Origin of the sequence: Halarchaeum sp. CBA1220, from assembly GCF_003721175.2 — an archaeon.
Taxonomy (GTDB): domain Archaea; phylum Halobacteriota; class Halobacteria; order Halobacteriales; family Halobacteriaceae; genus Halarchaeum; species Halarchaeum grantii.
Genome location: NZ_CP054707.1, coordinates 780,806 through 806,749 on the forward strand (window position 1 = coordinate 780,806; position 25,944 = coordinate 806,749).

Here is a 25,944-nt window from a genome sequence, read left to right on the forward strand (position 1 = left end):
TCAGTCCACGTAGACGCCGAGGAGTTTGCGCTCCGCCGCGCGCAGGTGCTGGTGGAACGTCGGCGCGGAGACGCCCATCGTCTCCGCGAGGTCCTCGGCCGTGCTGTCGCGCGGCCACTCGAAATACCCGCCGTAGTAGGCGGACTCGAACGCCGCACGCTGGCGCTCCGTGAGGTCGCCGAGCGCGTCCACGCGCCCGTCCTCGGCGTCGTCGCGCGCGACCGTCCGCTGTGCGACCAACTCGACGTCGTCCGCCACCTCCCGGATCGACCCCGTCACCGTCCGCAGGTCGACGCCCTGCGGGAACTCCGCGAGCACGCGGACCTCGCCGTCGCGCACCGTCATCGAGCGCAGGCGCCCGCCGTGGCTCGCGATTGCGGTCGTGACGTGCGCGTCCGCCGTCGTCGCCTCCACGAGCACGGCGTCGTCGCGTTCGCCGACGAGTCGGACGTGCCGATAGCGCTCCGCGTCCTCGAAGACCGCCATCGCCTCCTCGGTCGACAGCCCCGACACCCAGACGTAGTGGATGTACTCGCCGTCGCCCGCCGCGACCGTCCGCTCGAAGCGGAACCGCCCGTCGCCGCTCGCGGGCACGCCGAGCTCCGCCGCCACCGCCCGCGAGCGGTACTCGACCTGCACGACGTGTTCGCTCAACAGCGCGGCCTTCCGGTCGAGCGCCGCGATGGCGTGCCCGAGCGTCGTCCCCAGCCGGCCGAGCACCGTCCGCTCGGCGTCGCCGAACGCGTCCCGGTGGGCGGCGCACACCACGAGCACGCCGTACGTCCCGCCCTCGTAGCTGATGGGGACCGCCGCCGCCTCGCCGCCACCCTCGGCGTCCGACTCCGCGACCGCGACCCGCTCCGCGTCGACCGCGCGCGTCGCGAGCTCCGTCCCCCGGGGTGCGTCCTCGCCGGCGCTCGCCACGCGCGTGACGTCCGTCCCCGTCGTCCGCCCGACCCACGCGCCCGTGTACGGGCCGTCCGCGAGCCGGTTCGCCACCCGCTCCTCGACCGCCGACCGGTTCGTCTGCTCGATCACCGCGTTCGAGACGTCGTTCGCCGCGCCGTAGAGTGCGACGAGACTCGACAGCCGCTCGCGCTGCTGGCGCAGCTGTTGACGACGCGCGCGCTGACGCGACACGTCGCGGAGGACGCCGACGCGTCCGCTCTCGCCGAACGGCCCGAAGCGCGCTTCCAGCGGGCGCTTCTCCCCGTCGTCGGCCTCGATGGTGAACGAGAGCGTCGCCGCCTCGCGCTCGTCCCGACGCATCTCCTCGGCGAACTCCCGCGCGCTCGCGACGACGCCCTCGCCGAGGACGTCCTCGGCCCGCCGGCCGAGCAACTCCTCGCGATCGACGCCGAGCAACTCGCAGTACGCCCCGTTCACCATCGTGAAGCGCCCCTCGTCGTCGAGGGCGTAGACGCCGTCCCACACCGTCTCGATGATCGCCTCGTAGCGCTCGAGTCGGCGCTCGCGCTCGACGCGCTCGGTGACGTCGCGGAAGTAGACGGAGAGCCCGGTCTCCGAGGGGTAGGCGTTCACCTCGAAGTGCGCGTCCAGCGGCTCGAAGTGCTCCGTGAACGTCACGGCCTCCTGGGTCTCCATCGCGCGCTCGTACTCCGACTCGAAGTCCGTGCCGAGCGCCGCCGGGAAGGCCTCCCAGACGTTCTCGCCGACGACGCCCTCGCCGTCGACGTCGAGGTAGTCGGCCGCCCGGTCGTTCACGTACGTGAAGCGCCACTCCCGGTCGAGCGCGAAGAAGGCGTCCGAGATGCGCTCGAACGTCTCGTCGAGCTCCTCGCGCAGTCGCACCTCCCGCTCCTTCAACGCCGTCACGTCCTCGACGTAGCCCGAGAGCGTGCCGTCGCCGAGGCGCTCGCCCCGGTCGCGGACCCAGCGGACGTCCTCGTCGGCGGTGACGATGCGATACGTCACGTCGTACGTCCCGTCGTCGCCCAACGCGCGCTGGACGTCGTTCCACGCGCGCTCGCGGTCCGAGGGGTGCACGACGTCGCGCGTCCACGCGACCTCGCCGGTCTCGAGCGTCGCGCGGCCGTACCCCGAAACTTGGACTGCTCCCGAGCTTACGGCAGTTAGCGGCCGCTTTCGCTCGTTCGGCCCTCGGTACAGCATCTCCGGTAGCCGCTCGACGGCCGGCGCAAGCGCGTCGCGGAGGCTACCCCCTTCAGTCGGCATTACCCCGCGTCTACGCGGCGGAGTGCTATAAGCGGACGGCCGCCTCAGAGCAACTCGGCGAGGATGCCCTTCTGGCCGTGCAGGCGGTTCTCGGCCTGCGCCCAGATGAGCTCGCGCTCGGACTCCATCACGTCGTCCGTGATCTCCTCGCCGCGATGGGCGGGCAGACAGTGGAGGACGCTCGGGTCGTCGGCGCGCGCGAGCAGGGCCTCGTTCAACTGGAACCCCTCGAAGTCCGCGACCTTCTCCTCGCGTTCTTCCTCCTCGCCCATGCTCACCCAGACGTCCGTGTAGACGACGTCCGCGCCCTCGACTGCGGCTGTCGGGTCGTGCGTCGTCGTGATGTCGCCGTCGTACGCGCCCGCGCGCTCGACGGTGTCGTCGCCGAACTCGTAGCCCTCGGGGGTGGCGGCCCGCACGTCGAGGCCGACCATCGCCGCGCCGACGAGGAAGGACGCCCCGACGTTGTTGCCGTCGCCGACCCACGCGACCGTCGTGTCCTCGAAGCCGTGGTGCTCGCGGATCGTGAGGAGGTCCGCGACCGTCTGCGCGGGATGCGCGTCGCTCGAGAGGCCGTTGATGACGGGAACCTCCGCGTACTCCGCGAGCTCGAGCATGTCCTCGTGGGACTTCACGCGCGCCATCACCGCGTCGACGTAGCCCGAGAGCGCGCGCGCCGTGTCCTTCACGGGCTCGCCGCGCCCGAGCTGGATGTCGTCCTTGCCGAGGAAGACCGCGTGCCCGCCGAGCTGGGTCATCCCCACCTCGAAGGACACCCGCGTCCGGGTGCTCGGGCGCTCGAAGAGCATGCCGAGGCTCGTCCCCGCGAGTCGCGCCGGGGGCTCCTTCTCGCCCGTCTTCATCGCGAGGGCGGTGTCGAGCACGCGGTGCAGCTGCGGGACGTCGAAGTCGTCGATGTCGATGAGATTCATTGTAACCTCTCTGCGGCCGCCGTCAGCACGGCGACGCCGCGGTCGTACTCCTCCAGGTCGATGCGTTCGTCCGGCGCGTGGTCGAGCGCGGAGTCGCCCGGCCCGTAGGTCGCCATCGGGCAGTCCCACGCGCCACGGTAGACGTTCATGTCGCTGGTGCCGGTCTTGCGGAGGTGCGTCGTCTCGCCGCCCTCGGCGCGGATACCCGCGCGGAGCGCCGCCGCGACGCCGTTGCGCGGGGACTCCATCACCGGCGGGATGGCGTCCGTCCACTCGACCGCCACGGACGCCTCCTCGCCCACGTACGTCGGGAGCGCGCCCTCGACGGTCGCGCGCACCTCCTCGACGGTCAGTGACGGGGGGACGCGCAGCTGCACCTCCACCGTCGCCTCGAACGCGAGGCCGTCGGCGGAGACGCCGCCGTCCATCTCGACGGGTTTCGTCGTCACCTGCTCGAAGACGGAGGACTCGCTCCCCGCCTCGAACGTCTCCTCGACGTCGTGCCACCAGTCCATCGCGTGCTCGAGGGCGTTCGGCCCCGGGCGTGAGGTGTGCGCGGACGGCGTCTCGCCCGCGAAGCGCCCCTTCACGAACCCCCGGTAGCCGAGCGTCACCGCGTCCCATCCGGAGGGCTCGCCGTTGATGACGGCCTCCGGCTGGTCGCGCGTCTCCACGAGGTGGCGCGCGCCCCGCGAGCTCGTCTCCTCGCCGACGACGCCGACGAAGGAGACGCCCGTGCGCGCGGCCGCGACCGCCATCGCGGCGAGCGGACCCTTCGCGTCGCAGGCGCCGCGCCCCCAGAGCTCGCCGCTCGCCTCGCGGACCGGGATGTCGCCCGGCACCGTGTCCATGTGGCTCGTCAGGAGGACGCCGTCGTCGGCGGGCGCCCGAACGTTCCCGACGTCGTCGAGGTAGGCCTCGCGGCCGTGCGCCTCGAAGTACGAGACGAGGCGCTCGGCGACCGCGCGCTCCTCGCCCGAGACGGACGGCGTCTCCACGAGGTCGCGCAGGAGTTCGCGCGCGTCCGTCATAGCGTCGATTCGAGCGCGTCGACGACGCGCTGGCAGTGCTCTTCGGTCACCGTCAGCGGCGGGAGGAAGCGCACGACGGTGCGCCCCGCCGGGAGCGCGAGGATGCCGTGATTCATCGCCATCCCGCCGATGACGGGGTTCGCGCCCGTCTTCACTTCGACGCCGACCATGAGGCCGCGCCCGCGGACGTCGCGGATGGCGTCCGTCTCCGCCGCGAGGCCCTCGAGGCTCTCGCGGAACGCGGCACCGACCTCGCGGGCGTGCCCGGGGAGGTCCTCCGCGACGAGCGTCTCGAGCGTCGCGTTCGCCGCCGCGCAGGGCACGGGCCCGCCGGAGAACGTCGAGCCGTGGTTCCCGGCGTTCTCCGCGATCCACGGCCGCACCATCGTCGCGCCCATCGGCAGGCCGTTCGCGATGCCCTTCGCGGCCGTGACGACGTCGGGCGTGACGCCCTCGCCCTCGACCGCCCAGAGGTCGCCGGTGCGCCCGACGCCCGTCTGGATCTCGTCGGCGATGAACGCCGCGCCCGCGTCGGCCGTGACGTCGCGGACGTGCCCGAGGTAGCCCTCGGGCGCGGGGTTGACGCCGCCCTCGCCCTGAATCGGCTCGAGGATGACGGCGGCCGTCTCCTCGTCGACGGCCTCGCTCATCGCTTCCCGATCACCGTACGGGACGAACTCGACGTCGCCCGCGAGCGGGCCGAATCCCTCCTTGTACTCGTCCTTCCACGTCGCCGCGAGCGCGCCCATCGTCCGGCCGTGGAAGGCCTGCATCGTCGCGACGATTTTCGAGCGGCCGGTCGCGTGGCGGGCGAACTTCAGCGCCGCCTCGTTCGCTTCCGTGCCGGAGTTGCAGAGCCAGACCTTCTCGCAGTCGCCGGGTGCGAGCGCGGCGAGGCGGTCGTAGAGCTCCGAGCGGACGTCCACAGGATATGAACCCTGGACGTAGGTGAGCTCCGCCGCCTGCTCCTGGACGGCCTCGGTGACCGTCGGGTGCGAGTGCCCGAGCGGCGTGCAGGCGTAGGACGCCCCGAAGTCGAGGTAGTCGTTCCCCGAGTCGTCCGTGACCGTGACGCCCTGCCCGGAGTCGATACCGATGGGCTTCTCGCCGAAGACGAAGGATGCCTCCGACATCTACGGACTCCCCACGGGGTGGAGGCCCGCGAACTCGAGGCCCGCCGTCTCCTCGAAGCCGAGCGCGACGTTCGCGGCGTGGACCGCCTGCCCGGCCGAGCCCTTCATCATGTTGTCGATGGCGCTGAAGACGACGATGCGGTCGTTGCGCTCGTCGAGCTCGAAGCCGACCTCCGCGTAGTTCGACCCCGCGACCGCCTTCGGCTCCGGATACCGGTAGACGCCGCCGCCGCCCGCGACGAGGCGGACGAACGGCTCGTCGCCGTACTGCTCGCGGAACGCGCTCCACATGTCCTTCGTCGCCGGCAGCTCCGACGGGTAGACGTGGCAGGTCGCGGCCGAGCCGCGAATCATCTCCACCGCGTGCACGGTGAAGGAGACCTGCATGTCGAGGTAGGCCTCGATCTCGGCCTCGTGGCGGTGGGTCGTGGGCGCGTACGGTCGGACGACGCCGGAGCGCTCGGGGTGGCTGGACGCCGCGCCGCCGCCCGCGCCGCCCTCCGAGGAGCCGACCTTGACGTCGGCGACCACTCGGTCGTCCGGGGTGAGGAGCCCGGCCTCGACGAGCGGGAGGAGGCCGAGTATCGTCGAGGTGGCGTTACACCCGCCCGACGCGATGAGGTCCGCCCCGGGGAGGTTCTCGCGGTTCAGCTCGGGGAGCGCGTACTCCGCGTCCGCGAGGTGCTCGGGCGCGACGTGGCCGTCGTACCAGGTATCATACAGCTCCGCGTCCGGGAGGCGGAAGTCCGCCGAGAGGTCGACGACGGTGTCCGCGAGGTCGCGGTACTCCGCGATGTGCTCCATCGTCACGCCGTGGGGAACGCAGACGAAGAGGACGTCCACGGGTTCGAGGGCGTCGGGCGCGACGAAGCGCACGTCGAGGCCGCGCAGGTTCGGGTGGACGGAGCCGACCGTCTTGTTCGCGTACTCGCGGCTCGTCGTCTGCTGAATCTCGAACTCGGGATGGCCGGCGAGCAGGCGGAGGAGCTCACCACCGGTAAAGCCGCTGCCGCCGACGACGCTCGCCGACGTCATAGGCCGACCTCCGCGCCGGCGTCGCTCGCCTGTTCGGCCTTCGCTTCGAGCCAGTCGACGACCGTCCCGGGGACGTCCGCCTCGACGGCGTCGTTCAGCGCCTTGAACTCGACGGTGTGGTTCACTTCGGGGACCGTGTAGCCGTCGCCGGTCTCCATGATGTCGACGCCGAGCAGCCCGCCGCCGACGGCCTCGCTGGCCTCGCGGGCGAGCGCACGGACCTCCTCATCGAGCTCGAACTCGGTCGTCTCCGCGCCCTTCGCGGCGTTCGTCAGCCAGTGCTCGGAGGAGCGCGCCATCGCGGCGACGGGTTCGCCGTCCACCGTGAGCACGCGCAGGTCGCGACCCGGCTTCTCGACGAACTCCTGGACGTAGAAGACGGAGTGCTCGTAGTGGCCGAGCGTCTTCTTGTGCTCGAGGACGGCTTCAGCGGCGCTCTCCGATTCGATCTTCGCGAGCAGGCGCCCCCACGAGCCCACGACGGGCTTGATGACGCAGGGATAGCCGAACTCCTCGATGGCCGCCATCGCGGAGTCGACGTCGAAGGCGACGGTCGTCGCGGGCGTCGGGACGCCGGCGGCGTCGAGCTTCACGCTCGTCTTCGCCTTGTCCGCGCAGACGTCCGCCGTCGCCGCGCTGTTCACGACCGGGACGCCGTAGGATTCGCAGAACGTCGTCGCGTACTTGCTCCGCGAGGTCGCCATACACCGGTCGAGGACGACGTCACACGACGCGAGCGCCTCCGGCGGGTCGCCGACGCCGAAGCGCTGCTTGCGGACGTCCACCTTCTCGACGTCGTGACCGCGCTCGCGGAGCTCCGTGAGGAGGAGCTTCTCGTCCTTCCGGATGCGCGAGTAGAGGAGACCGATCTTCACGCGGACCACCTCGTGTGCGTCGTCCTCATTCCCTTATTCCCCCCAGTCTTCGGCGAGCTCCGGCGCCTCTTCGAGCTCCACGGGGTCGTCGTCGACGACTTCGAGCTCGGCGCCACAGGTGCCACAGTCGACGATCTCGCCGACTTCGAGGTCGGCGTGCAGGTCGAGGTCCGCACCGCACTGGATGCATTCGGTCATTACACCCGGACCTTCACCGTCCACCAACTTATACTTGGCGGACTTAACAGATAATTTACAAGAGGTCAGAGCCGCGTCTACCGGCGCGAGAAGCGCCGAAACGGCGAACCGGGAGAACCGTATTCCAACCGTGGAATTATGATATGTTGCCCCGAACGGGGCCGCGGTGCGCGTCGTCGCACCGCTGGTCGTCGCGGGCGTCGCGGGCGTCGCATCGGGCGCTCACGCATACGACGACACCTCCGCCGCGAGCGACTCCTCGGCCACCGCGAGGGCGTCCGCGCGGCTCGCCGCCGCGTCCGCGTGCGCCGCACAGCCATCGAGCGCCGACGCCAGCGTCTCCGCCGTCGCCTCGGGCGCCGGGCCGCCCATCGAGTCGCGCGACGCCACGCTCGCCACGGGGTCGAGCGCCGCCTCGACGGCGTCGCGGTCCGCGAGCGAGTCGATGTCCTCGCCGACGACCTCCTCGCACGCCGCATCGAGCGCGTCGTAGTCCGCGCCGCGCTCCGCCGCCGCCGCGACGACCTCGTGCGCCGTCCGGAACGGCAGCCCGTGCATCGCGAGCAGGTCCGCGACGCCCGTCGCCGTCGAGAACCCCTCGCCCGCCGCCGCCGCCAGCTCCTCGGCCGGCCAGTCGGCCGTCGACACCGCGCCCGCCGCGACGTCCGTCGCCTCCGCCACCGCGTCCGCGACGCGCCACGCGTGCGGCGAGGCGTTCTGCAGGTCGCGATTGTACGCGCGCGGCAGGCCCTTCAGCGTCGTCAGGAGTCCGTGGAGCCCCCCGAACGCGTCCCCGGCCGTCGAGCGCACGAGCTCGAGCGTGTCCGGGTTCTTCTTCTGGGGCATGATCGAGGACGTCGAGGCGTAGTCGTCGTCCAGCTCGACGAGGCCCCGATTTGCGAAGACCACAAGGTCCTCCGCGAGCCCCGAGAGCGTCGTCGCGAGGCCCGCGAACGCCGCCGACCCCTCCACGAGGAAGTCCCGCGAGGAGACCGCGTCCATCGAGTTGTCGAGGACCGACTCGAAGCCCAGTAGCTCCGCCGTGCGCTCTCTGTCCACGTCGAACGGCGTCCCCGCGAACGCCGCCGACCCGAGCGGCGAGCGGTTCGTCCGGTCGAAGGCGTCCAGCAGGCGCTCGGTGTCGCGCGCGAGCGCCGCCTCGTAGGAGAGCGCCCAGTGCGCAACCGTCGTCGGCTGGGCGGGCTGGAGGTGCGTGTAGCCCGGCATCACCGTCTCGCGCTCGGCCTCCGCGACCTCGCAGAGCGCCTCGCGGGCCGCGACCGTCGTCTCGACCGCCTCGAGGAGGGTGTCGCGGTACTCGTAGCGCAGACACGCCGCCACCTCGTCGTTGCGCGAGCGCGCCGTGTGCATCCGCCCGCCGTCGGGGCCGACGCGCTCGATGACCGCCGTCTCGATGGCCTCGTGGACGTCCTCGCCCTCCGGCAGGGCGTCGAAGCCCTCCTCGGCGACGTCGTCGAGCGCGCCGAGGATGGCGTCCGCGTCGGCCGCGTCGACGATGCCCTGCTCGGCGAGCATCACGACGTGCGCGCGGTCGACGGCGAGGTCCGCCTCGAAGAGCCGGTCGTCGAACGCCATCGAGGAGAGGAACTCCCGGGCGGGACCGCCCGCGAAGCGCTCGCGGCGCACCACCGTCTCCGAGCCCTCGCCGTCCATCCGTCTACTCCTCCGTCCCCTCGCCCGCGCCGTCCGTCGCGAGCTCCGGCTTCGCCTTCTTCTCCGCGTCGCGCGCGAGGCGCGCCTGGAAGCCGTGGTACTTCGCGACGCCGGTCGCGTCGGCCTGCTCGATGCCCATCACCGTCTCCGTGTTGAAGGAGGCCGCCTGCTCGGAGTAGACCGCGTACTCGCTCTCGCGGGCGACCGGGCGGGCCTGCCCGCCCTCGAACTTGATGGTGACCGTCCCGGTGACCTTCTCGTTCGACTGCATGAGGAAGGCGTCGAGCGAGTCCATCAGCGGGGAGTCGAGCAAGCCCTCGTAGGCCTGCTGGGACCACTCCTCGTCCACCGTCTGCTTGAAGTCGCGCTCGTCCTTCGTCAGCACGAGGCCTTCGAGGGCCTCGTGTGCGTTCAGGAGCGTCGTCGCCGCCGGATGCTCGTAGTTTTCTCTGACTTTTAGCCCGAGGATGCGGTCCTCCATCAGGTCGGAGCGCCCCACGCCGTAGGAGCCCGCGAGCTCGTTCAGGTGCTCGATGAGCTCGACGGGCGCCATCGCCTCGCCGTCGACGGCGACCGGCACGCCCGCGTCGAACTCGATCTCGACGAGTTCCGTCTCATCGGACGGCTCGCTCGTCCACTCGTAGATGTCCGCCGGCGGGACGTAGCCGGGGTCCTCGAGCTGGCCGCCCTCGATGGAGCGACTCCAGAGGTTCGTGTCGATGCTCCACGTGCCCCCGTCGCCCGCTTCCACGGGCAGGTCCTTCTCCTCGGCGTACTCGATCTCCCACTCGCGCGTCAGGCCCATCTCGCGGACCGGCGCGATGACCTCCATGTCGGTGGCGCGCCAGACGGCCTCGAAGCGCAACTGGTCGTTGCCCTTCCCCGTACAGCCGTGGGCGAGGCCCGTGCAGTCGTGCTCCTCGGCGACGTCGAGGATGGCGTTCGCGATGACGGGGCGGGCGAGCGCCGTCCCGAGCGGGTAGCCCTCGTAGTCGGCGTTCGCGGCGACCGCGTCCATGCAGACCTCCGCGAACTCCTCGGTCGCGTCGACGACGTAGTGCTCGAGGCCGAGCGCTTCGGCGGTCTCGTAGGCCTCCTCGAACTCTTCCGCGGGCTGACCGACGTCGACGGTGACGCCGATGACGTCGTCGTAGCCGTACTCTTCTTTCAGCAGCGGGACGCAGACTGTCGTGTCGAGCCCGCCGGAGAAGGCGAGCGCGACGGTTTCGTTCTCGGACATTGTGGTGATGTGGTAGTCGGGGTCGGTTGACGACGATACGCGGGGGTTCGCGGGTCGAACCTCGGAGCCGGGGTAGTAGGTGAAGTGGGGTCTAAGGGGACCCCGGTCGTCGTCGGACGGTCGCGCCGCTCTCGGAGAAAGCGGACGTGGTGTCGGCGGACCGTTCCATGATTACTCCAACGTTGCGCGGACGGCGTATTAAGGACTTTCGACCCTGCAAGACTTGTCTGGCACGGGACGACACACCACGAACCGTCGACGGTCCCGGTCCGCGCCGTCGCGACCGCACGAGAACACTCCGGTCCGCCTCGCGGCCGACGAAAAGGTAGTTAGGCGCCCACGGCCTAGAGCGCGCGTGTACAGCGTCAGCGTCCCCGTACCGCCCGTGGTGCGCGAACTCATCCGCGAGTTCCGACCGCTCCTCACCGGCTTCGACCGCGTCCGCGGCCAGCGCACCGCGACGCTCGTCGTGAAGCGCCTCGACGCCGACGACCGCCGCGAGTACCTCCGCGCCGCCCGCGAGGCCAAGCGCGCCCTCCGCGGCGCCCCCACGTTCGACGCCCGCATCAGCGACGTCGGCGTCTTCGAGGAGCCCACCGGCGGCACCGCGCCCGTCGTCTACCTCGCCGTCGAGAGCCCCGGCCTCTGGGAGGTCCATCGCCAGCTCGTCGCCGAACTCGGCCGCGTCCCCGGCCTCGAAGGCGACGACTACACGCCGCACGTCACGCTCGCGCGCGACGGCCCGCCCGACGCCGTCGAGCGCGTTCGGGACTACGACTTCGACCCCGTGACGTGGACCGTGAACGAACTCGAGTTCTACGACGCCGAGCACAAGGAGCGCATCGAGACCGTCTCCCTCCCCGCGTAGCGACCCGACCGCTTTTCACACCGCCTGCCGATTGGCCGCGTATGTCACGAACGATAGGATTCGTCGGTCTCGGAATCATGGGCCTCCCGATGGCGACAAACCTCCTCGACGCCGGCTACGACGTCGTCGGGCACAACCGCTCGGAGGACCCCGTCGCGGCGCTCGTCGAGCACGGCGGCGAGGCCGCCGACACCCCGAGGGAGGTCGCCGAGCGCAGCGAAGTCATCCTCTCCTGTCTCCCCGACACCGCCGTCGTCGAGGAGGTCGTGCGCGGCGAGGACGGCCTCGCCGAGGGCTTCAGCGAGGGCGACATCTACGTCGACCACTCCACCATCAACCCCGTCCAGACGGAGGAGCTCGCCGCCGACCTCGCCGAGATGGGCGTCGACATGCTCGACGCGCCCATCAGCGGCGGCGAGGAGGGCGCCATCGAGGGCACGCTCTCCATCATGGTCGGCGGCGACACGGCCGTCTTCGAGGCCTGCACGGACCTCTTCGAGGTTCTCGGCGAGACCGTCACCCACTGCGGTCCGAGCGGCGCCGGCCAGACCACGAAGGCCTGCAACCAGATCGTCGTCGCCGCCCAGATGGTCAGCGTCAGCGAAGCCCTCGTCTTCGCCGAGAAAGCCGGCGCCGACCTCGAAGCCGTCGTCGACGCCATCTCCGGCGGCGCGGCGGGCTGCTGGGCGCTCGACAACCGCGCCCCCGACATGATTCGCGGCGACTTCGACCCCGGCTTCTTCGCCGCCTACCAGTACAAGGACCTCCGCATCGCCACCGACGCCGGCGAGGCCTACGGCTCGCCGATGCCCGTCACCGAACTCGCGCACGAGCTCTACAAGAGCATGGAGCAGAACGGCATGGGCCGCGACGACAACTCCGGCGTCATGCAAGTGATAGAAATGCTCGCCGGCGAGGAAGCGCGCGTCGAGTAGGTCGCGCGACGCGCGACCGACGTGGGCGAGCGGTGTAACCGCGAGCGACTGATCAGGGCTGAGGTGGCCCCTCGGGGCCCCACGCGTCCATGTCGCCGTAGAAGTTCAGCGTCGCGAACTTCAGCTTCCCCGGGTCGATGTCGACCATCTCCCGGCGCTCCCCGGCGGGGAAACTCCCGTTCACGCTGTACTTGCGCATCTGCGAGCGCGACGCCTTCGTGTAGCGCCGGTCGACGAGCATCCGGACGCCGTAGTCGTCGGGCGAGCGAATGACGCGCCCGAGCGCCTGCCGGGTCTTCCTGACCGTCGGTATCTCGACGGCGTACTTCCAGCCCGCCCCCGAGGAGCCGAAGGCCTCGTCGTAGGCGTCCTGGACCGCTTCGGCGCGCGCGTCGAGGCGGGGATAGGGGACGCCGACGACGGCGACCGTGCGCGCGTCGTCGCCCTCGAAGCTCACCCCTTCGGCGAGCGTCCCCCAGAGCGACGTGAACAGCACCGCGTCCTCGTCGGCGACGAAGCGCTCGCGCAGCTTCTCGACTGGCGTCCCGGCCTCGTCGAGGTAGCGCGCCCCCTCGATTTCGTCCGCGAGCAGGTCGTGGTAGCGCTCGGCCTCGCCGTAGCTCGGGAAGAAGAACAGCGAACTCCCGGCGGTGAAGCGCGCGGCGTCCGCGAGCACGCCCGCGACCTCCTCCTGTACCTCGGGGTCGTCCCGTTGTGAGGCGAACAGCGGCTCGGTGTCGACGGTGAACGTCCGGCGGCGCTCCTCCGGGAACTCCAGCCCGTAGGCCATCGTCACCGGGTCATCGAGGCCGAGGATCTCCCCCGTCACGTCGAACGGCCGGAGCGTCGCCGACATCAGCACGCTCGCGTGCACGGCGTCGAAGAGGTCGGCGGTCACGTCGCGCGGGATGCACGTGTAGAGCTCCGCGCGCCCGTACACCTCGCCGGTGCCCGCGTCCCGCCGGACGGCCGCCGTCGGATACTGCCCGAGCGCGTCGCCGTCCGTCAGGTAGGCGTCGACGAACTCGGCGGCCTGCAGGGTCTGGGCCTCCTCGCGCGTCGCGGCCTCGCCGTTCCGGTAGGCGTCCTCGTAGGCCTCCTCCAGGTCCTCGCCGAGCGAGAGCGCGGCGTCGAGGTCCTTCGAGATGCCTCGCCCCTCGTAGGCCTGCAGGAACGCGAGCGTCAGGTCGTCGCGCTTCCCGTCGTTCGCGACCGGGACGTCCGCCCAGTTCTCCCCGACCGCCTCGAACGACGCGGGGCCGTCCCCGCCGGGGCCGACGCCCGCCTCGTACGTCTCCACGAGCGCGTCCCGGAACGCCCCGAGGACGTTCTCCGCGTACTCGGCGCGGGCGTCCGTCTCCGTCTCGCCCGCGAGCTCGTTGAGCGCCTCGTCGAGCGTGTTCTCCGTGAGCGCCCGCGAGGCGTGGTCGCGCGCCGCGTCCTCGACGTTGTGCGCCTCGTCGAAGACGACGACGACGTCCTCGGGGTCTCGGTCCAGCCACCGGAAGAACTGCGCGCGGATGCCCGGGTCGAGCAGGTGGTGGTAGTTGCAGACCGCGAGGTCGACGCCCTCCATCGACTCCTTGAGGAGCTCGTAGCCACAGAGGTCGTTCTCCTCCGCGTAGTCGTAGACGTCGTCGGGCGTCCGCACGTCGTCGTAGAGCCACGAGACGAACTCGTCCGTCTCCTCGGTGAGGTTGTTGTAGTAGCGCTCGCAGACGTTTTGCTCGCGCAGCTCCTCGAGTTCCTCGTCGAGCGACTCGAGTTCGTCCATCACCGCGCTCCGGGCGTCGGCGGCGTCGTCGTCGCCCTCGCGCGCCGCGTCCAGCAACTCCTCCTGCTGGCGCTCTAGCTGGCGTTTGTCGCGCTCGGTGTCCGCGACCTCGTAGGTGTTGTCCCGGAGCACCTGACACTCCTGATAGTCCACGTCGATGTGACACATCGACCCCTTCCCGCGGAAGACGACGGCGCGAATCGGCTCGCCGGCGTGTATCTCGCGGGCGTCGCGGACGAACTGGCGCATCTGCTGGTGGACGTTCGTCGTGATGACGACCGTCTTGTCCTCCTCGCGCGCGTACTCGAGCGCCGGCGCGAGCGACGCCAGCGTCTTCCCCGTCCCGCACGCGCCCTCGAAGAGGACGTCGCGCTCCTCGGCGATGGCGTCCCGTATCCGGTCCATCGCCTCGCGCTGGTTCTCGTACGGCGACGGCTTCGGGAAGAAGCGCAGGTAGTCCGCGTCGGCGTCCCGGTCGCTGGCAGCCACGGGACTCACCTACTCGCGTCACGCTATAAAGTCCCGCGGTCGGGTGGACTCTCGCGCGCCGGCGTCCCGAGCGCGTGAGCGACGCCCACTAGTCGATCACTTCGGCCGCGAGCTCGACCAGCGTCTCGTTGTCCACGAGGGAGAGTATCGCGGCGATCACCACGAGCGCGACGACGATGACGACCGCCCACTCGACTGGCGTCATGACGTCGCCGTCTTCGCCCACCGGCGGAAAGTCGCTTGTGGCCTAGAACAGGTGGAGGCCGCCCCACATCGCGGCGGCGGCGACGGTCGGCATCGTGAGGTTGTCGTCGACCACGTACCCGGCGACGACGGGTTTGAGGCCGTCCGCGAGCGTCGCGCCGAGCGCGCCGCACGCCGCCGCGAGGAGCGGGACGCCCGTCGTGACGGCGAGCACGAGGCAGAGCGCGAACGTCGCCGCCATCACGGGCACGGGCTTGCGGGAGAGGCCGCCCGAGTGGAGCAGTCCGCTGAATGGGTCGCCGAACGTGAGCATCAGCATCGCGGGCGCGGCGACCTGCGGGTCGAAGACGAGGCCGGTCGCGGCCAACCCGAGCGCGTAGAGGAAGTAGCCGGCGGGGTTGTCCTGCTCGTACTCGCGGGTGAGCTCGTCGAACACCCACCACTCGACGCGCCCCGTGAGCCGGCCGGCCTCGAGGACGACGGCGACCGCGAGGCCGACGGCGAGGACGGCCTCGATCCAGCGCCACGGCACGACGCCGAGGAGCCACGCGAGCGGCAGCACGGCCCCCGAGACGTGGACCGCCCGCCGCCGGAGTTCGGCCACGCTAGAGGTCGTCGAACGTCGTCTCGCCCGCGCGGAGGTCGGCGAGCACCGACGCGAGGTCGTCCGTCGGCACCCGCACCTGCTCGGTGCTGTCGCGCTCGCGGAGCGTCACCGTCTCCGGGTCCTCCTCGACGCTCTCGTAGTCGACGGTGACGCAGAAGGGCGTCCCGACCTCGTCCTGCCGGCGGTAGCGCCGCCCGATGTTCCCGGAGTCGTCGTAGGTGACGGCGTACCCCTCCGAGCGGAGGGTTCGCGCGAGCTCGCGGGCGCGCTCGCCCATCCCGTCCTTGTCCATGAGCGGGAAGACGGCGACGCCGGTCGGCGCGACGCTCGGGTCGAGGCGGAGGACGGTACGCTCGCCCTCGTCGACCTCGTCCTCCTCGTAGGCGTGCGCGAGCACCGTGTAGACGGTGCGGTCGATGCCGATGGAGGGCTCGACGACGTGGGGCATCACGTGGCGGCCCGCCTCCGTCTCCTCCTCGACCGCGTAGCCCGTCTTCTCGACGGGAATCTCGTACTCCTCGCCGTCCACGGTGACCGTCACGTTCTCACCGTCGAAGGCGGCGCGGTCGCGCTTCGCGAGCGCGTCGAGTTCGTCCGCGATGGCGCCCGCGTTCCCGCCGTACTCCGGTCCCAAGTACGACATGTCGGGGTCGACGCTCGCGCGCTCGACGGTCTTCGGCTCGTCGTACTGCTTGAACACCGTGAACGACTCGCCGCTGTGCTCGTCGTGCTTCGAGAGGTCGTAGTCGCCCCGGTAGGCGTAGCCCGCGATCTCGATCCACTCGGGGTCCGCGCCGGGCGCGGAGACGTCGGCCTCGGCGTCCCAGCAATCACTGGCGTAGTGGGCGCGCTCGCCCGCCTGATGCTGGCGGAAGCGGAAGCGCTCGAAGTCCACGCCGATCTCCGCGTACCACTCGGCGGCGACGCCGAGGTAGTAAGCGACCCACGGCTCGACGACGCCGTCCTCGACGGCCGCCTCGACCGTGGTCTCGACGTAGTCGCCGTCCGGCTGGTTCGTGGCCGGGTAGAGCGTGAGCTCGACGTCCGCGACCGACGCGACGTCCGGGCCCTCGCCCTCGGGGTCGACGAACAGCTCGAGCTCGGCCTGCGTGAACTCGCGCGTCCGCACGAGCGCGTTTCGCGGGGAAATCTCGTTCCTGTACGACTTCCCGATCTGCGTCACGCCGAACGGGAGCTGGCCGCGCGCGTACTCCTTGAGGCGCGGGAACTCCACGAAGATGCCCTGGGCGGTCTCCGGGCGGAGGTAGCCGGTCTGACTCGTGCCCGGCCCGATGTTCGTCTCGAACATCAGGTTGAACTCCTCGACCGGCTGGTCGGCCAGCGGCGCGCCACAGCTCGGACACTCGATGTCGTGGGCGTCGATGAGCGCGGCGACCTCCTTGGTGGGGAGGCTCTCGGCCTCCTCGACATCCGTCGCGCCCTCGATGAGGTGGTCGGCGCGGTGGCTCGCGCCACAGCCCGCACACTCCACGAGCATGTCGTCGAAGCCGTCGAGGTGGCCCGAGGCCTCGAAGACGGGCTCGGGCATGACGGTGGGCGCGTCGACCTCCATGTGGCCCTCCGCGACGGAGAAGCGCTCGCGCCACGTGTCCTCGACGTGCTCCTTCAGCGTCGCGCCCTGCGGGCCATAGGTGTAGAAGCCGGATACGCCGCCGTAGGCCTCGCTCGACTGGAAGAAGAACCCGCGTCGCTTCGCGAGCTCGGTCAGCGCCTTCATAGCGCGGCGATGAGGTCGACGTCCCGGACGATGCCGGCGAGGTCGTCACCCGCGACGAGCGGGAGCTGTTCGACGTCCGTCTCCAGCATCCGCTGGGCGGCCTCCTTCGCGGTGCGGCGCTTCGTCAGCGTCACCGGGTCGGCGGTCATGAACTCGCGGACGGGCTCGCCGGGGATCTCGACGTTCCGCGTCGGGAAGTAGCGGTTGCCGGTGGCCTTGATGCCCTCCCACATCCACTCGTCGTCCTGCCCGGCGACGCTCGCGCCGACGTCGTCCTCGCCCTCGACGACGCGCGCGACGTCGATGACGTCGACCTCGGTGAGGATGCCGGTCATGTCGGCCTCCTCGTCGAGCACGACCGCGTAGGGGACGTCCGCATACGCGATTTCGCGCTCCGCGACCGGGAGCGGCGTCTCGACGTACGTCGTGTTCACGTCGCGGCGCGCGAGCTCGCCGACCGTCCGCTCGCCGTCCACGTCGCCGTCCGCGATGGCGCGCACGACGTCGGTGATGGTGACGATGCCGTCGAGGGCGTCGCCGTCGACGACGGGGACGCGCCGGGCGCCCTCCGCGACCATCAGGCGGGCGGCCTCGACGACGTCCGTCGACCCGGTCGTCGTCGGTACGTCGCGCATCAGGAGCGCGAGCTGGTCCTCGTCGGGGTCCTCGATGAGGTCCTCGCGCGAGACGAGACCGCGATAGACTTCGTCCTCGCCCTCGCCCTTCACGACGGGGACGGCGGAGAAGCGTCGCTCCTGGAGGTACTCCAGCACGTCGTCGCGGGTGCCCGGGAGCGAGACGGTCACGACGTCGTCGCGGGGCGTCATCACGTCGGCGACTTTCATGGCGCGCCCTATGATGGCGGCCCATTTGTAGGCTACGACCCGCTTCCGGCCCGCACGTGGCGCGGACGGCCGGCGAGTCCCCCTCGCGGCGCCCAGCCACGGTCGGCGCTCGCGTGCGCGGAACGGTCGAACGGCGAACGCGGCTACTCGCCGGCGTCCGCGACGGTCTCGACCTCGGGGAAGAACTTCGTGTGGTCCGCGTGCTGGAAGCTCCCGAGGTGGGTGCGGTCGAGCGTCTCGACGTGCGTGTACATCTCCTCGGTCTCCGCGACCGTCCGGACGAGCTGGCTCGCGTCGCGCTTCAGGTAGGTCGCGGCGGCGAGGATGCACGTCTCCGACTCCGGGTCGAAGTAGGAGACGACGAGGAAGACGCGGCCGTCGCGCTCGGCGCGATAGACCTCGTAGGCGGGGAACCCGCCCTCCTCGAAGACGTCGGCGAACGCCTCGGCGTCGCCCTTCGGGACGACGAAAACGAGGCCGTAGCGGCCCTCATCGTCGGCCTCCGGGCCGGTCGCGCGCGCCTCGATGCGGACGTCGCCGGCGGTCAGCGTCACGACGTCCCAGCCGCCCTCGCGGCGCTCCTCGGCGAGCGCCGCCATGTCGTCGCGCGTCGCCTCCCACGCGGCGTCGTGGGCGTCGGTGCCCGTGACTTCCTCGACGCGCTCGCCCGGGTCCCCGCCGTCGCCCTCGCCGGGCGCGTCTCGCTCGTCCATGGTGGGGGTGTGCGACCCAGACGAAAGTGTCTTTCGCGCCCTCAGCCGCCGACGCCGGCGACGGCTTCGAGGAGGAGGGACGCCGCGAGCATCGCGACCCCGGACGCGACGAGGAGCACGCCCGACGGGACGCGCTCGGATTCGCCGAGTGCGAAGCGGTCGGCGGGCGGAAGCGAGAGGACGGCGCGCCGGTAGCGCGGTCGCCCGCGCGTCGTGACGGTCCGCTCGCCCGCCGCCTCGCTCGCTCGGCGCGTGCGCGGCCGGAGCAGCCACGTCCCGTAGCCGACGGCGAGCCACCCGCAGACGAACAGCCCGTACTTCGCGGCGACGAGCGGCCCGCCGAGGACGATGCCGACGGCGAGCGACCCACACCAGACGAGCGCGAGCGTGACGGCGGCGTACGTCGCCGCGTGGACCAGTCGGCCGACCCGGACGCGTCCCGTCATCGGCGGTCGTGGTCGGCGAGGTACTCGCTCGACGACTGAACGCCCGGCTCGTGGCGGTGACAGCGGCTGATTCGCCCCGCTTCGCCGACGGCGTGCTCGGCCGGCGGAGCGCGCTCGCACTCGCTCCCGAACTCGTCGGCGAGCAGGCGCTCCGCGCCCTCGACGTCGCCGCTCGCCGCGCGCCCCGCCGCCGCCTCGACGGTCCGCTCGACGCCGGCGGGAACGTCGAGGCCGGCGAAGGCGTCCGCGACCACTTCCTCGACGTCCGCGTGCGGGTCGGCGAGGCCCGCGTACTGCGCGAGGCGTTCGAGCGCCCCGACTTCGGCGTTCGCGCGCTGGCGGAGCACGTCGCGGACGGCCTCCACGGCGTCCCAGACGTCGTCGTCGAGGTCCGCATACTCGCCGGGCCGTATCTTCGCCGGACAGCGCGTGCTGAACCGACATCCCGACGGGGGGTCGCGCGGACTCGGCGGCGTCCCCCGGAGGGTGATGCGCGCCGTCTCCGCCGTCGGGTCTGGGTCGGGAATCGCGGAGAGCAACGCGTGCGTGTAGGGGTTCGCCGGGTCGTCGAAGACGTCCGCGACGGGGCCGACCTCAAGCAACTGCCCGAGGTACAGCACCGCCACCCGGTCGCAGACGTGCTCGACGACGGAGAGGTCGTGCGCGATGAAGAGGTAGGTGAGGCCGATCTCGTCTTGGAGGTCCTCGAGGAGGTTGAGGATCTTCGCCTGCACGGACGCGTCGAGCGCGCTCACTGGCTCGTCGAGCACGACGAACTCGGGTTCGAGCGCGAGCGCGCGAGCGATGCCGACCCGCTGGCGCTGGCCCCCGGAGAACTGGTGGGGGTAGCGGTAGTAGTGCTCCTCCGCGAGGCCGACGCGCTCAAGGAGGCCGCGAACGCGCTCGCGGCGCTCGCGCGGCGTCCGCCAGCCGTGGACGTCGAGCGGCTCCTTCACGAGCTCGCCGACGGGCAGCCGCTCGTTCAGGCTCGACTCGGGGTCCTGAAACACCATCTGGGCGTTCCGCCGCCACGCTTTCAACTCGTCGCCCGCGAGCGCCGTCACGTCCGTTCCCGCGTACTCGACGCGGCCGTCCGTCGCCCGCTCGAGGCGCACGAGCGTCCGGCCGAGCGTCGTCTTCCCCGACCCCGACTCGCCGACCAGCCCGAGCGTCTCGCCCTTCTCGATGTCGAGGCTGACGCCGTCGACGGCCTTCACGGGCGCCCCGCCGAACCGCCCCGTCTCGCCGTAGTACGTCCGCAGGTCCGCGACGCGGACGAGCGTCTCGCCCGCCTTGACGTCGCTGTGGTGTTCGGGGGTTCCCTCGCCGAACGCGTCGGTCATTCGGCACCGCCCTCCGCGTCCGCGTCTGCGTTCGCGCTCCCGTCGCGCTCGCGGTGGCGCTCGACCGCGTCGTCCTGCGCGGCGTCCGCCGGGTAGTGGAGGCAGGCGGCGGTGTGGTCGTCCGCGCCCGCGCTCACGGCGACGCCGGTCGGGTGGACGCTGTGGCAGGCGTCGAACGCCCGCGGACAGCGCGGCGCGAACCGACAGGCCGTCGCGGGCTCGGTCGGCGTCGGCACCTCGCCCTCGATGGTCGCGAGGCGCTCGCCGCGTGCCGTCCGCGCCGGAACCGCGTCGAGGAGCCCCTGCGTGTAGGGGTGTTTCGGGCGCTCGAAGAGGTCGACGACGCCCGCGCGCTCGACGATTTCGCCCGCGTACATGACGTTCACGCGGTCGCAGACCTCCGCGACGACGCCCATGTCGTGCGTGATGAAGAGGACGGCGAGGTCGCGCTCCGCCCGGAGGTCGTCGAGGAGGTCGAGTATCTGGGCTTGGATGGTGACGTCGAGCGCGGTCGTCGGTTCGTCGCAGACGAGGAGGTCGGGGTCGCAGGCGAGCGCGACCGCGATGACCGCGCGCTGGCACATCCCCCCCGAGAACTCGTGGGGGTACGCCTCGGCGCGACGGGCCGCGTCCGGGATGCCGACGTCCTCGAGGAGCTCGACGGCCTTCTCCCGCGCCGCCGCCCCGCGCAGACCCCGGTGGATGCGCAGCGCCTCCTCGATCTGGTTCCCGACCGTGTAGACGGGGTTCAGCCGCGAGAGCGGGTCCTGAAACACCATCGCGATGCGGCCGCCGCGCACGTCGCGCCACTCCGCTTCGGTGTTGTCGGTGAGCTCCGCGCCGTCGAGGCGGACCGAGCCGCCGACGACCCGACCCGGGTCCTCAACCAGCCCCACGAGCGAGCGCGCCGTCACGGACTTCCCGGCGCCCGACTCGCCCACGAGGCCGACCGTCTCCCCGCGCTCGACGTCGAAGGAGACGCCGTCGACCGCGCGAACCGTCCCCGTCTCCGTGGCGAACGTCGTCCGGAGGTTCTCGACGCGGAGCAGGGGGTCGTCGTCGCGCGCGTCGCCCGCCGTCGTCCCGCGCTCACGCATCATCGGGTCCCTCCGGTCGCCGCCGCCTCCGCCGATGCGCCGCCCTCGCTCCGGGGGTCGATGGCGTCCCGAACGCCGTCGCCGAGCGCGTTGAACCCGACGACGACGAGCGTGATGGCCAGCCCCGGGAGTACCGAGACGTGCCACGACGGCGAGACGACGTACTGCTGGCCGATGGCGACGGCGCGCCCCCACTCCGGCGTCGGCGCGTGGATGCCGAGGCCGAGGTAGGAGAGCCCCGCCGTGCCGATCATGATGCCGCCGATGCCCATGGAGGCGTAGACGAGGAGGTAGCCGACGACGAACGGCGCGACGTGCCTGCCGAGGAGCGTCGGGACGCCCTCGCCGAACGACCGCGCGGCGTCCACCCAGTCGTTCTCGACCGCCTGCAACGCCGGCCCGCGCACGGCGCGCCAGAGCCCCGGCCACCCCCAGAAGCCGAAGACGAGCGCGAGCACGAGCGCGCCGCTGTACACCCCCGCGATCCACGTCCCCGAGAGGACGACGCCGAGCATGATGACGACGAGTAGGCGCGGCATCGCCTGCACGGAGTCGCTCGCCAGCACGGTCACGAGGTCGAAGACGCCCCGGTAGTAGGCGCTGAGGAGCGCGAGCGCGAGCGCGACGACGGCGCTGATGGCGGTCGCGAGGACGCCGACGAACAGCGAGACGCGCGCGCCCGCCGCCATGAAGGTGAAGAGGTCCTTCCCGGAGGGGAGCGTCCCGACCGGGTGGAAGCGCCCGAAGCGGTCGTAGGCGCCGATGCCGACGTTCTGCCCCGCGCCACGGGAGGCCGACCGGAGGTTCGCCAGCCCGACGCTCGTCGTCTGCACGCCGCCGTCGTAGTACTCGACTTGGTGGTCGTAGGGGTTCGCGATGTTCCGGTCGACGGTGGTCGGGCCGAGCGTCGGCGCGAACACCGCGAGGACGACGAAGGCGAGGACGACGACCAGCCCGAAGCGCCCCCAGTCGTGGCTCCGGAAGCGGTCGACGGCGTCGTCGGTCGGCGTCCACGCCGCGTAGCGGTAGCGCTCGCGGAAGACGAGGTAGCCCCGCCAGCACCACCCGATGACGGCGGCGGCGTACGCGTAGACGAGGGCGACGCGCAGCGCCCAGACGACGGCGGGCGCGAGCCCCATGAACGTCCCGTGCCACGCGCCGTCCGGCGTCCGATACCCCCGGTTGTCGAGCCACGTCCGCGAGAGGAGCGTCGGGAGGTCGGCGAGGGCGTTCCCGGCGGTCGCGACGGCGTGACCGACGCCGCCGAGCCAGCCGAAGGCGGCCGCCCACGGCCAACTCGTGACGAAGCTCGCGAGTGCGCCGCCCTCCACGGCGAGGAGGCAGGCGAGGACGAGCGCCCAGCGCGCGGCCGGCCACGGGTCGGCGCGGACGCGCTCGCGGAGGCCGGCTCCCTCGACGGTTTCGTGCTCACTCATGGTCGGTGGCCGTCGTAGCCGACGCGCGGGTCGACGAGCGTGTAGAGGAGGTCCTGTACGACGTTCATCCCGACGACGATGACGATGAAGACGAACATGAGCGCGCCGGCGAGCGGGATGTCGCCCTGCGTCATCGCGCGGAAGAAGAGGTAGCCGATGCCGTTGATGCCGAAGACGTACTCGACGAGGACGCTCCCGCCGACGAGGAGGAACGCCTCCGCGCTGATGACGGGGATGAGCGGGACGAGCGCGTTCCGGAAGACGTGCTTCCAGACGATTGCGCGCCCGGAGACGCCCTTCGCGCGCGCCAGTTCGACGTAGTTCGCGTGCTTCGCCTCCAGCATCGCCGTCCGCGCGATGCGCATCTCGTTGCCCATGCTCGCGGAGCCGAGGACGACGGAGGCGGGGAGCGTCATCTTCAGCGCGACGAGGAACTGGTGGGCGTCCACGCTCGGGACGAGGCCGGTCCACGTCACGAGGCCGTCGAGCGGCGGCGCGCCGACGACCGTCGTCTCGACGAGCCACGTCCCCCACGCGAACGCGCCGCCCGTGATGGCGCCGGAGCGCGAAAGAGCGGTCATCAGGACGACGGCGAGCCAGAAGTTCGGCATCGCGCGCCAGACGATTCCGCCGAGGCTCGCGACGTAGTCGGCGGGCGTGTTCGGGTGCAGGCCGGCGTAGAAACCGAGCGGGATGCCGACGAACAGCGGGAGGAGGACCGCCCAGAACCCCATCCAGAGCGTGCGGGGCGCGTAGTCGAGGATGACCGCGTAGACGCCCGTGTTCGGGCTGATGACGTAGGACTCCCCGAGGCCGAACGTCAGCACGCCCGTCATGAACTCGAGGTACTGACTCCAGAGCGGTTCGTTCAGCCCGAGCTGGGCTTCGAGACGCGCTATCTCTGCGGGCGTCGCGCCCTGCCCGAGTATCGACGCGGCCGGGTTGACGGGCCCGGCGTAGAGGAGGAGGAACGTCAGCGACGTCCCGAACAGCACGACCGGCACCGCGAGGACGAGGCGCTTCGCGAGGTACACCCACCGCCTCACGGGTCGACACCTCGGCCGCCGGCGGGCGCGGTCATCGGTACGCGTGAGCTAACCCGCTTGCGGTAATTATTCCTTCCGCTCGGGGGAGCGCGACGTGACGGGAGGCGGTCTACACGCCGAAAAACGACCGCTCGGCCGCGCTCGACTACCGGTACTGGCTCCGGTCGCCGACGCTGAGTTCGTCGAAACGCATGTTCGACGACCCCATCGCGCCCGTGCGCTCCTTCTCGAGCCACGGGTAGTCCATGTGGTGGGCGACGGAGAAGAACAGCGGGACGATGACCGCGTCCTCCATCCACGCGCGCTCCATCGTCCGGTAGGCCTCCGAGCGCGTCTCTGCGGCCGCCTCGGACGGCCCGAGGTTGTCCTGGACCCGGTCCCACGCGTTCGCGGCGCGCTCGGCGGCCGCCGTCCCGAACCAGTCGTAGTAGGACGTCGCGGAGGGGTCGTTCGTCCGCGTGAACGGCGGATTGACCAACTGGAGGAAGTTCGTCGCGGCGGGGTAGTCCGCGCTCCAGCCGGACGAGACCACGTCGACGTCGCCGTTCCGGAGGCGGGTGAGCATCGTCGACTGCTGTGGCTGCTCGATGGTGACGTCCATGTGCGCGGAGCTGAGCAGGTCGCGTACGAGCGTGCCGAGCTGTCGGTAGGTGTCGCCCTGATAGAGCGTGAGCGTCAGCTCGAACGCCTCCGAGTCGCCGTAGCCCGCGTCCGCCATGACGCGACGCGCCTCGTCGAGGCGGGTCTCGGTGTCGACGCCGTAGGGGTAGTGCTCGGCCGCGAAGGCCGACTGGGCGTCGGGGCCGCCGGGGAAGAGGCCGGGCGGCGTGAGCGTGTGCGCGGGATTGTAGCGGTCCTTGAACAGCTCCGAGACGACCGTCTGCTGGCTGACGGCGTAGGAGACGGCCTGCCGGACGGGCTTCGGGACGTTCTGGCAGTTGAACGCGAGCCAGTACGTGCTGAGTTCGTCCACCGCGTAGTAGGGGACGGTCAGACCGTTCTCGAGCGGGCCGTACTCGCCGTATCGCCGGCCGCGCTCGTCCGTCCCCTCGATGGTGCGCTTCGACGCGTCCCACTTGGACGGCGGGACGTAGGGGTTGTCCGCGTTCATGTTGAGCGTCGCGTACGTGTAGCGCGCGCTCGTCCGCTCGAGGACTTGCATGTGGACGCCGTCCACCTCGGGGCCGTCCCCCCAGTAGTCGTCGCGCGCGGCGAGGTCGATGGAGACGGAGCGCCGCCACGCGTCGAGGGTGAACGGACCGGAGCCGACCGGGTTCTCGGTGGCGAACGCCGACTGACTCAGCTCCCCCTCGTAGCCGTCGATGTCGCCGACGATTCCCTCCGGAATCGCCGCGAACCCCCGGTAGGCGAGGATTCGCAGCGCCGCGAAGTTCGGCTGGGCGAGCGTGACTTCGAGCGTGTGTTCGTCGACGGCCGTCACGGCCATCGACTCCGGCACGTAGCGCTCGACGTCGCGGCCGTCGTCGGTCGTCGCGGTCGTCGTCTCGTGCTCGACGCCGAGGTTGTCGAGGAGGAAGCCCGCGCGATTCGAGTTGGGGGAGGCGGCGAGGCGCTCCCACGCGTAGACGAAGTCGCCCGCAGTGACGGGGTCGCCGGTGCTGTACGTGGCGTCCTCGGCGAGGTGGAACGTGTAGGTCCGCCCGTCGTCGGAGACCTCGTAGTCGGTCGCGAGGAGGGTCTCGACGTCGACTTCGCCGTTCGGGTAGTCGGTGAGGGTCTCGAAGAGCTGCTGAATGACGTAGCCGGAGGCCTCGTCGACGAACGCGACGGGGTCGAACGTCGAGACGGAGCTGTTGATCATCGAGAACGTGTTCTCCCCGACGTCCCCACCGGACGACGTCGCGTCCGTCGTCCCGGTATCGGCCGTCGTCGTGGCGGTCTCACCCTCGTCCCCGCCACAGCCCGCAAGCGCGGCGGCCGTCGCCGCCCCGCCGGTCGCCTGCAGGAACCGACGGCGTGAAAGATTGCCAGAGGTTGTCATCCGCCAACTTTTTACTGTCGGTTGTGCTTAAATTTGCCGCTCGGTATATTTTTAAATTTATCTACCTTTTCGACCCCGGTCCGGCGC

General features: G+C 71.2%; 23 protein-coding genes. 2 read left to right on the forward strand and 21 right to left on the reverse strand.

Features of this window, described 5'->3' with window-relative positions:
- The 9 genes from EFA46_RS04270 to EFA46_RS04310 all read right to left on the reverse strand — a co-directional run bounded on the left by EFA46_RS04270 (nt 1) and on the right by EFA46_RS04310 (nt 10,314).
- Nucleotides 1-2,196: a bacterio-opsin activator domain-containing protein gene (locus EFA46_RS04270; protein ID WP_123074476.1), complete on the reverse strand. Its 2,196-nt coding sequence runs from the start codon at nt 2,194-2,196 to the stop codon at nt 1-3.
- A 44-nt stretch (nt 2,197-2,240) separates the two neighbouring features.
- A complete protein-coding gene (argF, locus tag EFA46_RS04275; RefSeq protein ID WP_123074475.1) occupies nt 2,241-3,128 on the reverse strand; it encodes an ornithine carbamoyltransferase in 888 nt (295 codons plus the stop codon).
- Nucleotides 3,125-4,159: a [LysW]-lysine hydrolase gene (locus tag EFA46_RS04280; protein WP_123074474.1), complete on the reverse strand. Its 1,035-nt coding sequence runs from the start codon at nt 4,157-4,159 to the stop codon at nt 3,125-3,127. The genes argF and EFA46_RS04280 overlap by 4 nt, the downstream gene beginning before the upstream one ends.
- A complete protein-coding gene (locus tag EFA46_RS04285; protein ID WP_123074473.1) occupies nt 4,156-5,292 on the reverse strand; it encodes an aspartate aminotransferase family protein in 1,137 nt (378 codons plus the stop codon). Before EFA46_RS04285 ends, EFA46_RS04280 begins: the two co-directional genes overlap by 4 nt.
- The gene (gene argC / locus EFA46_RS04290) at nt 5,293-6,327 is read right to left on the reverse strand and encodes an N-acetyl-gamma-glutamyl-phosphate reductase (RefSeq protein ID WP_123074472.1); all 1,035 of its coding nucleotides are present in this window, start codon (nt 6,325-6,327) and stop codon (nt 5,293-5,295) included.
- Entirely contained in the window at nt 6,324-7,202 is an 879-nt protein-coding gene (gene lysX, locus EFA46_RS04295) for a lysine biosynthesis protein LysX (RefSeq protein ID WP_123077269.1), read from the reverse strand. Before lysX ends, argC begins: the two co-directional genes overlap by 4 nt.
- A gap of 33 nt (nt 7,203-7,235) precedes the next feature.
- Entirely contained in the window at nt 7,236-7,400 is a 165-nt protein-coding gene (gene lysW / locus EFA46_RS04300; protein WP_123074471.1) for a lysine biosynthesis protein LysW, read from the reverse strand.
- Nucleotides 7,401-7,622: 222 nt separating this feature from the next.
- On the reverse strand, nt 7,623-9,074 hold the full coding sequence (argH, locus tag EFA46_RS04305) for an argininosuccinate lyase (protein WP_123074470.1): 1,452 nt from the start codon (nt 9,072-9,074) through the stop codon (nt 7,623-7,625).
- Between the two features lie 4 nt (nt 9,075-9,078).
- Nucleotides 9,079-10,314 (reverse strand): argininosuccinate synthase, encoded by a 1,236-nt coding sequence (locus tag EFA46_RS04310; RefSeq protein WP_123074469.1) that lies wholly within the window; start codon nt 10,312-10,314, stop codon nt 9,079-9,081.
- 355 nt (nt 10,315-10,669) lie between these two features.
- Here EFA46_RS04310 and EFA46_RS04315 point away from each other — a divergent pair, with 355 nt between their 5' ends.
- Together EFA46_RS04315 and EFA46_RS04320 are read left to right on the forward strand one after the other, a co-directional pair.
- Nucleotides 10,670-11,182 (forward strand): 2'-5' RNA ligase family protein, encoded by a 513-nt coding sequence (locus EFA46_RS04315; protein WP_123074468.1) that lies wholly within the window; start codon nt 10,670-10,672, stop codon nt 11,180-11,182.
- A 41-nt stretch (nt 11,183-11,223) separates the two neighbouring features.
- Nucleotides 11,224-12,117 (forward strand): NAD(P)-dependent oxidoreductase, encoded by an 894-nt coding sequence (locus tag EFA46_RS04320; protein WP_123074467.1) that lies wholly within the window; start codon nt 11,224-11,226, stop codon nt 12,115-12,117.
- Nucleotides 12,118-12,169: 52 nt separating this feature from the next.
- Here the strand turns inward: EFA46_RS04320 and EFA46_RS04325 are convergent, their stop codons facing one another.
- The 12 genes from EFA46_RS04325 to EFA46_RS04380 all read right to left on the reverse strand — a co-directional run bounded on the left by EFA46_RS04325 (nt 12,170) and on the right by EFA46_RS04380 (nt 25,857).
- Nucleotides 12,170-14,296, reverse strand: a complete 2,127-nt coding sequence (locus EFA46_RS04325; protein WP_370529268.1) for an ATP-dependent DNA helicase — start codon at nt 14,294-14,296, stop codon at nt 12,170-12,172.
- A 172-nt stretch (nt 14,297-14,468) separates the two neighbouring features.
- A complete protein-coding gene (locus EFA46_RS04330) occupies nt 14,469-14,606 on the reverse strand; it encodes a hypothetical protein (RefSeq protein WP_176969815.1) in 138 nt (45 codons plus the stop codon).
- A gap of 21 nt (nt 14,607-14,627) precedes the next feature.
- On the reverse strand, nt 14,628-15,188 hold the full coding sequence (locus tag EFA46_RS04335) for a dolichol kinase (protein WP_123074466.1): 561 nt from the start codon (nt 15,186-15,188) through the stop codon (nt 14,628-14,630).
- 1 nt (nt 15,189) lies between these two features.
- On the reverse strand, nt 15,190-16,929 hold the full coding sequence (gene glyS, locus EFA46_RS04340) for a glycine--tRNA ligase (protein ID WP_123074465.1): 1,740 nt from the start codon (nt 16,927-16,929) through the stop codon (nt 15,190-15,192).
- Nucleotides 16,926-17,774 (reverse strand): CBS domain-containing protein, encoded by an 849-nt coding sequence (locus tag EFA46_RS04345; protein WP_123074464.1) that lies wholly within the window; start codon nt 17,772-17,774, stop codon nt 16,926-16,928. Before EFA46_RS04345 ends, glyS begins: the two co-directional genes overlap by 4 nt.
- Before the next feature lie 143 nt (nt 17,775-17,917).
- Nucleotides 17,918-18,487, reverse strand: a complete 570-nt coding sequence (locus tag EFA46_RS04350; protein ID WP_158604242.1) for a hypothetical protein — start codon at nt 18,485-18,487, stop codon at nt 17,918-17,920.
- A gap of 41 nt (nt 18,488-18,528) precedes the next feature.
- The gene (locus EFA46_RS04355) at nt 18,529-18,933 is read right to left on the reverse strand and encodes a hypothetical protein (RefSeq protein WP_123074463.1); all 405 of its coding nucleotides are present in this window, start codon (nt 18,931-18,933) and stop codon (nt 18,529-18,531) included.
- The gene (locus EFA46_RS04360) at nt 18,930-20,276 is read right to left on the reverse strand and encodes an ABC transporter ATP-binding protein (protein ID WP_123074462.1); all 1,347 of its coding nucleotides are present in this window, start codon (nt 20,274-20,276) and stop codon (nt 18,930-18,932) included. Before EFA46_RS04360 ends, EFA46_RS04355 begins: the two co-directional genes overlap by 4 nt.
- Nucleotides 20,273-21,373 carry an ABC transporter ATP-binding protein gene (locus EFA46_RS04365; protein ID WP_370529270.1) on the reverse strand — a complete coding sequence of 367 codons (1,101 nt, stop codon included), beginning with the start codon at nt 21,371-21,373 and terminating at the stop codon, nt 20,273-20,275. The genes EFA46_RS04360 and EFA46_RS04365 overlap by 4 nt, the downstream gene beginning before the upstream one ends.
- Nucleotides 21,373-22,809: an ABC transporter permease gene (locus tag EFA46_RS04370; RefSeq protein ID WP_123074460.1), complete on the reverse strand. Its 1,437-nt coding sequence runs from the start codon at nt 22,807-22,809 to the stop codon at nt 21,373-21,375. Before EFA46_RS04370 ends, EFA46_RS04365 begins: the two co-directional genes overlap by 1 nt.
- Complete coding sequence (locus EFA46_RS04375) at nt 22,806-23,855, reverse strand: ABC transporter permease (RefSeq protein WP_123074459.1); 1,050 nt, start codon at nt 23,853-23,855, stop codon at nt 22,806-22,808. The genes EFA46_RS04370 and EFA46_RS04375 overlap by 4 nt, the downstream gene beginning before the upstream one ends.
- A gap of 145 nt (nt 23,856-24,000) precedes the next feature.
- Entirely contained in the window at nt 24,001-25,857 is a 1,857-nt protein-coding gene (locus EFA46_RS04380) for an ABC transporter substrate-binding protein (protein ID WP_123077265.1), read from the reverse strand.
- Nucleotides 25,858-25,944: the final 87 nt, after the last annotated feature.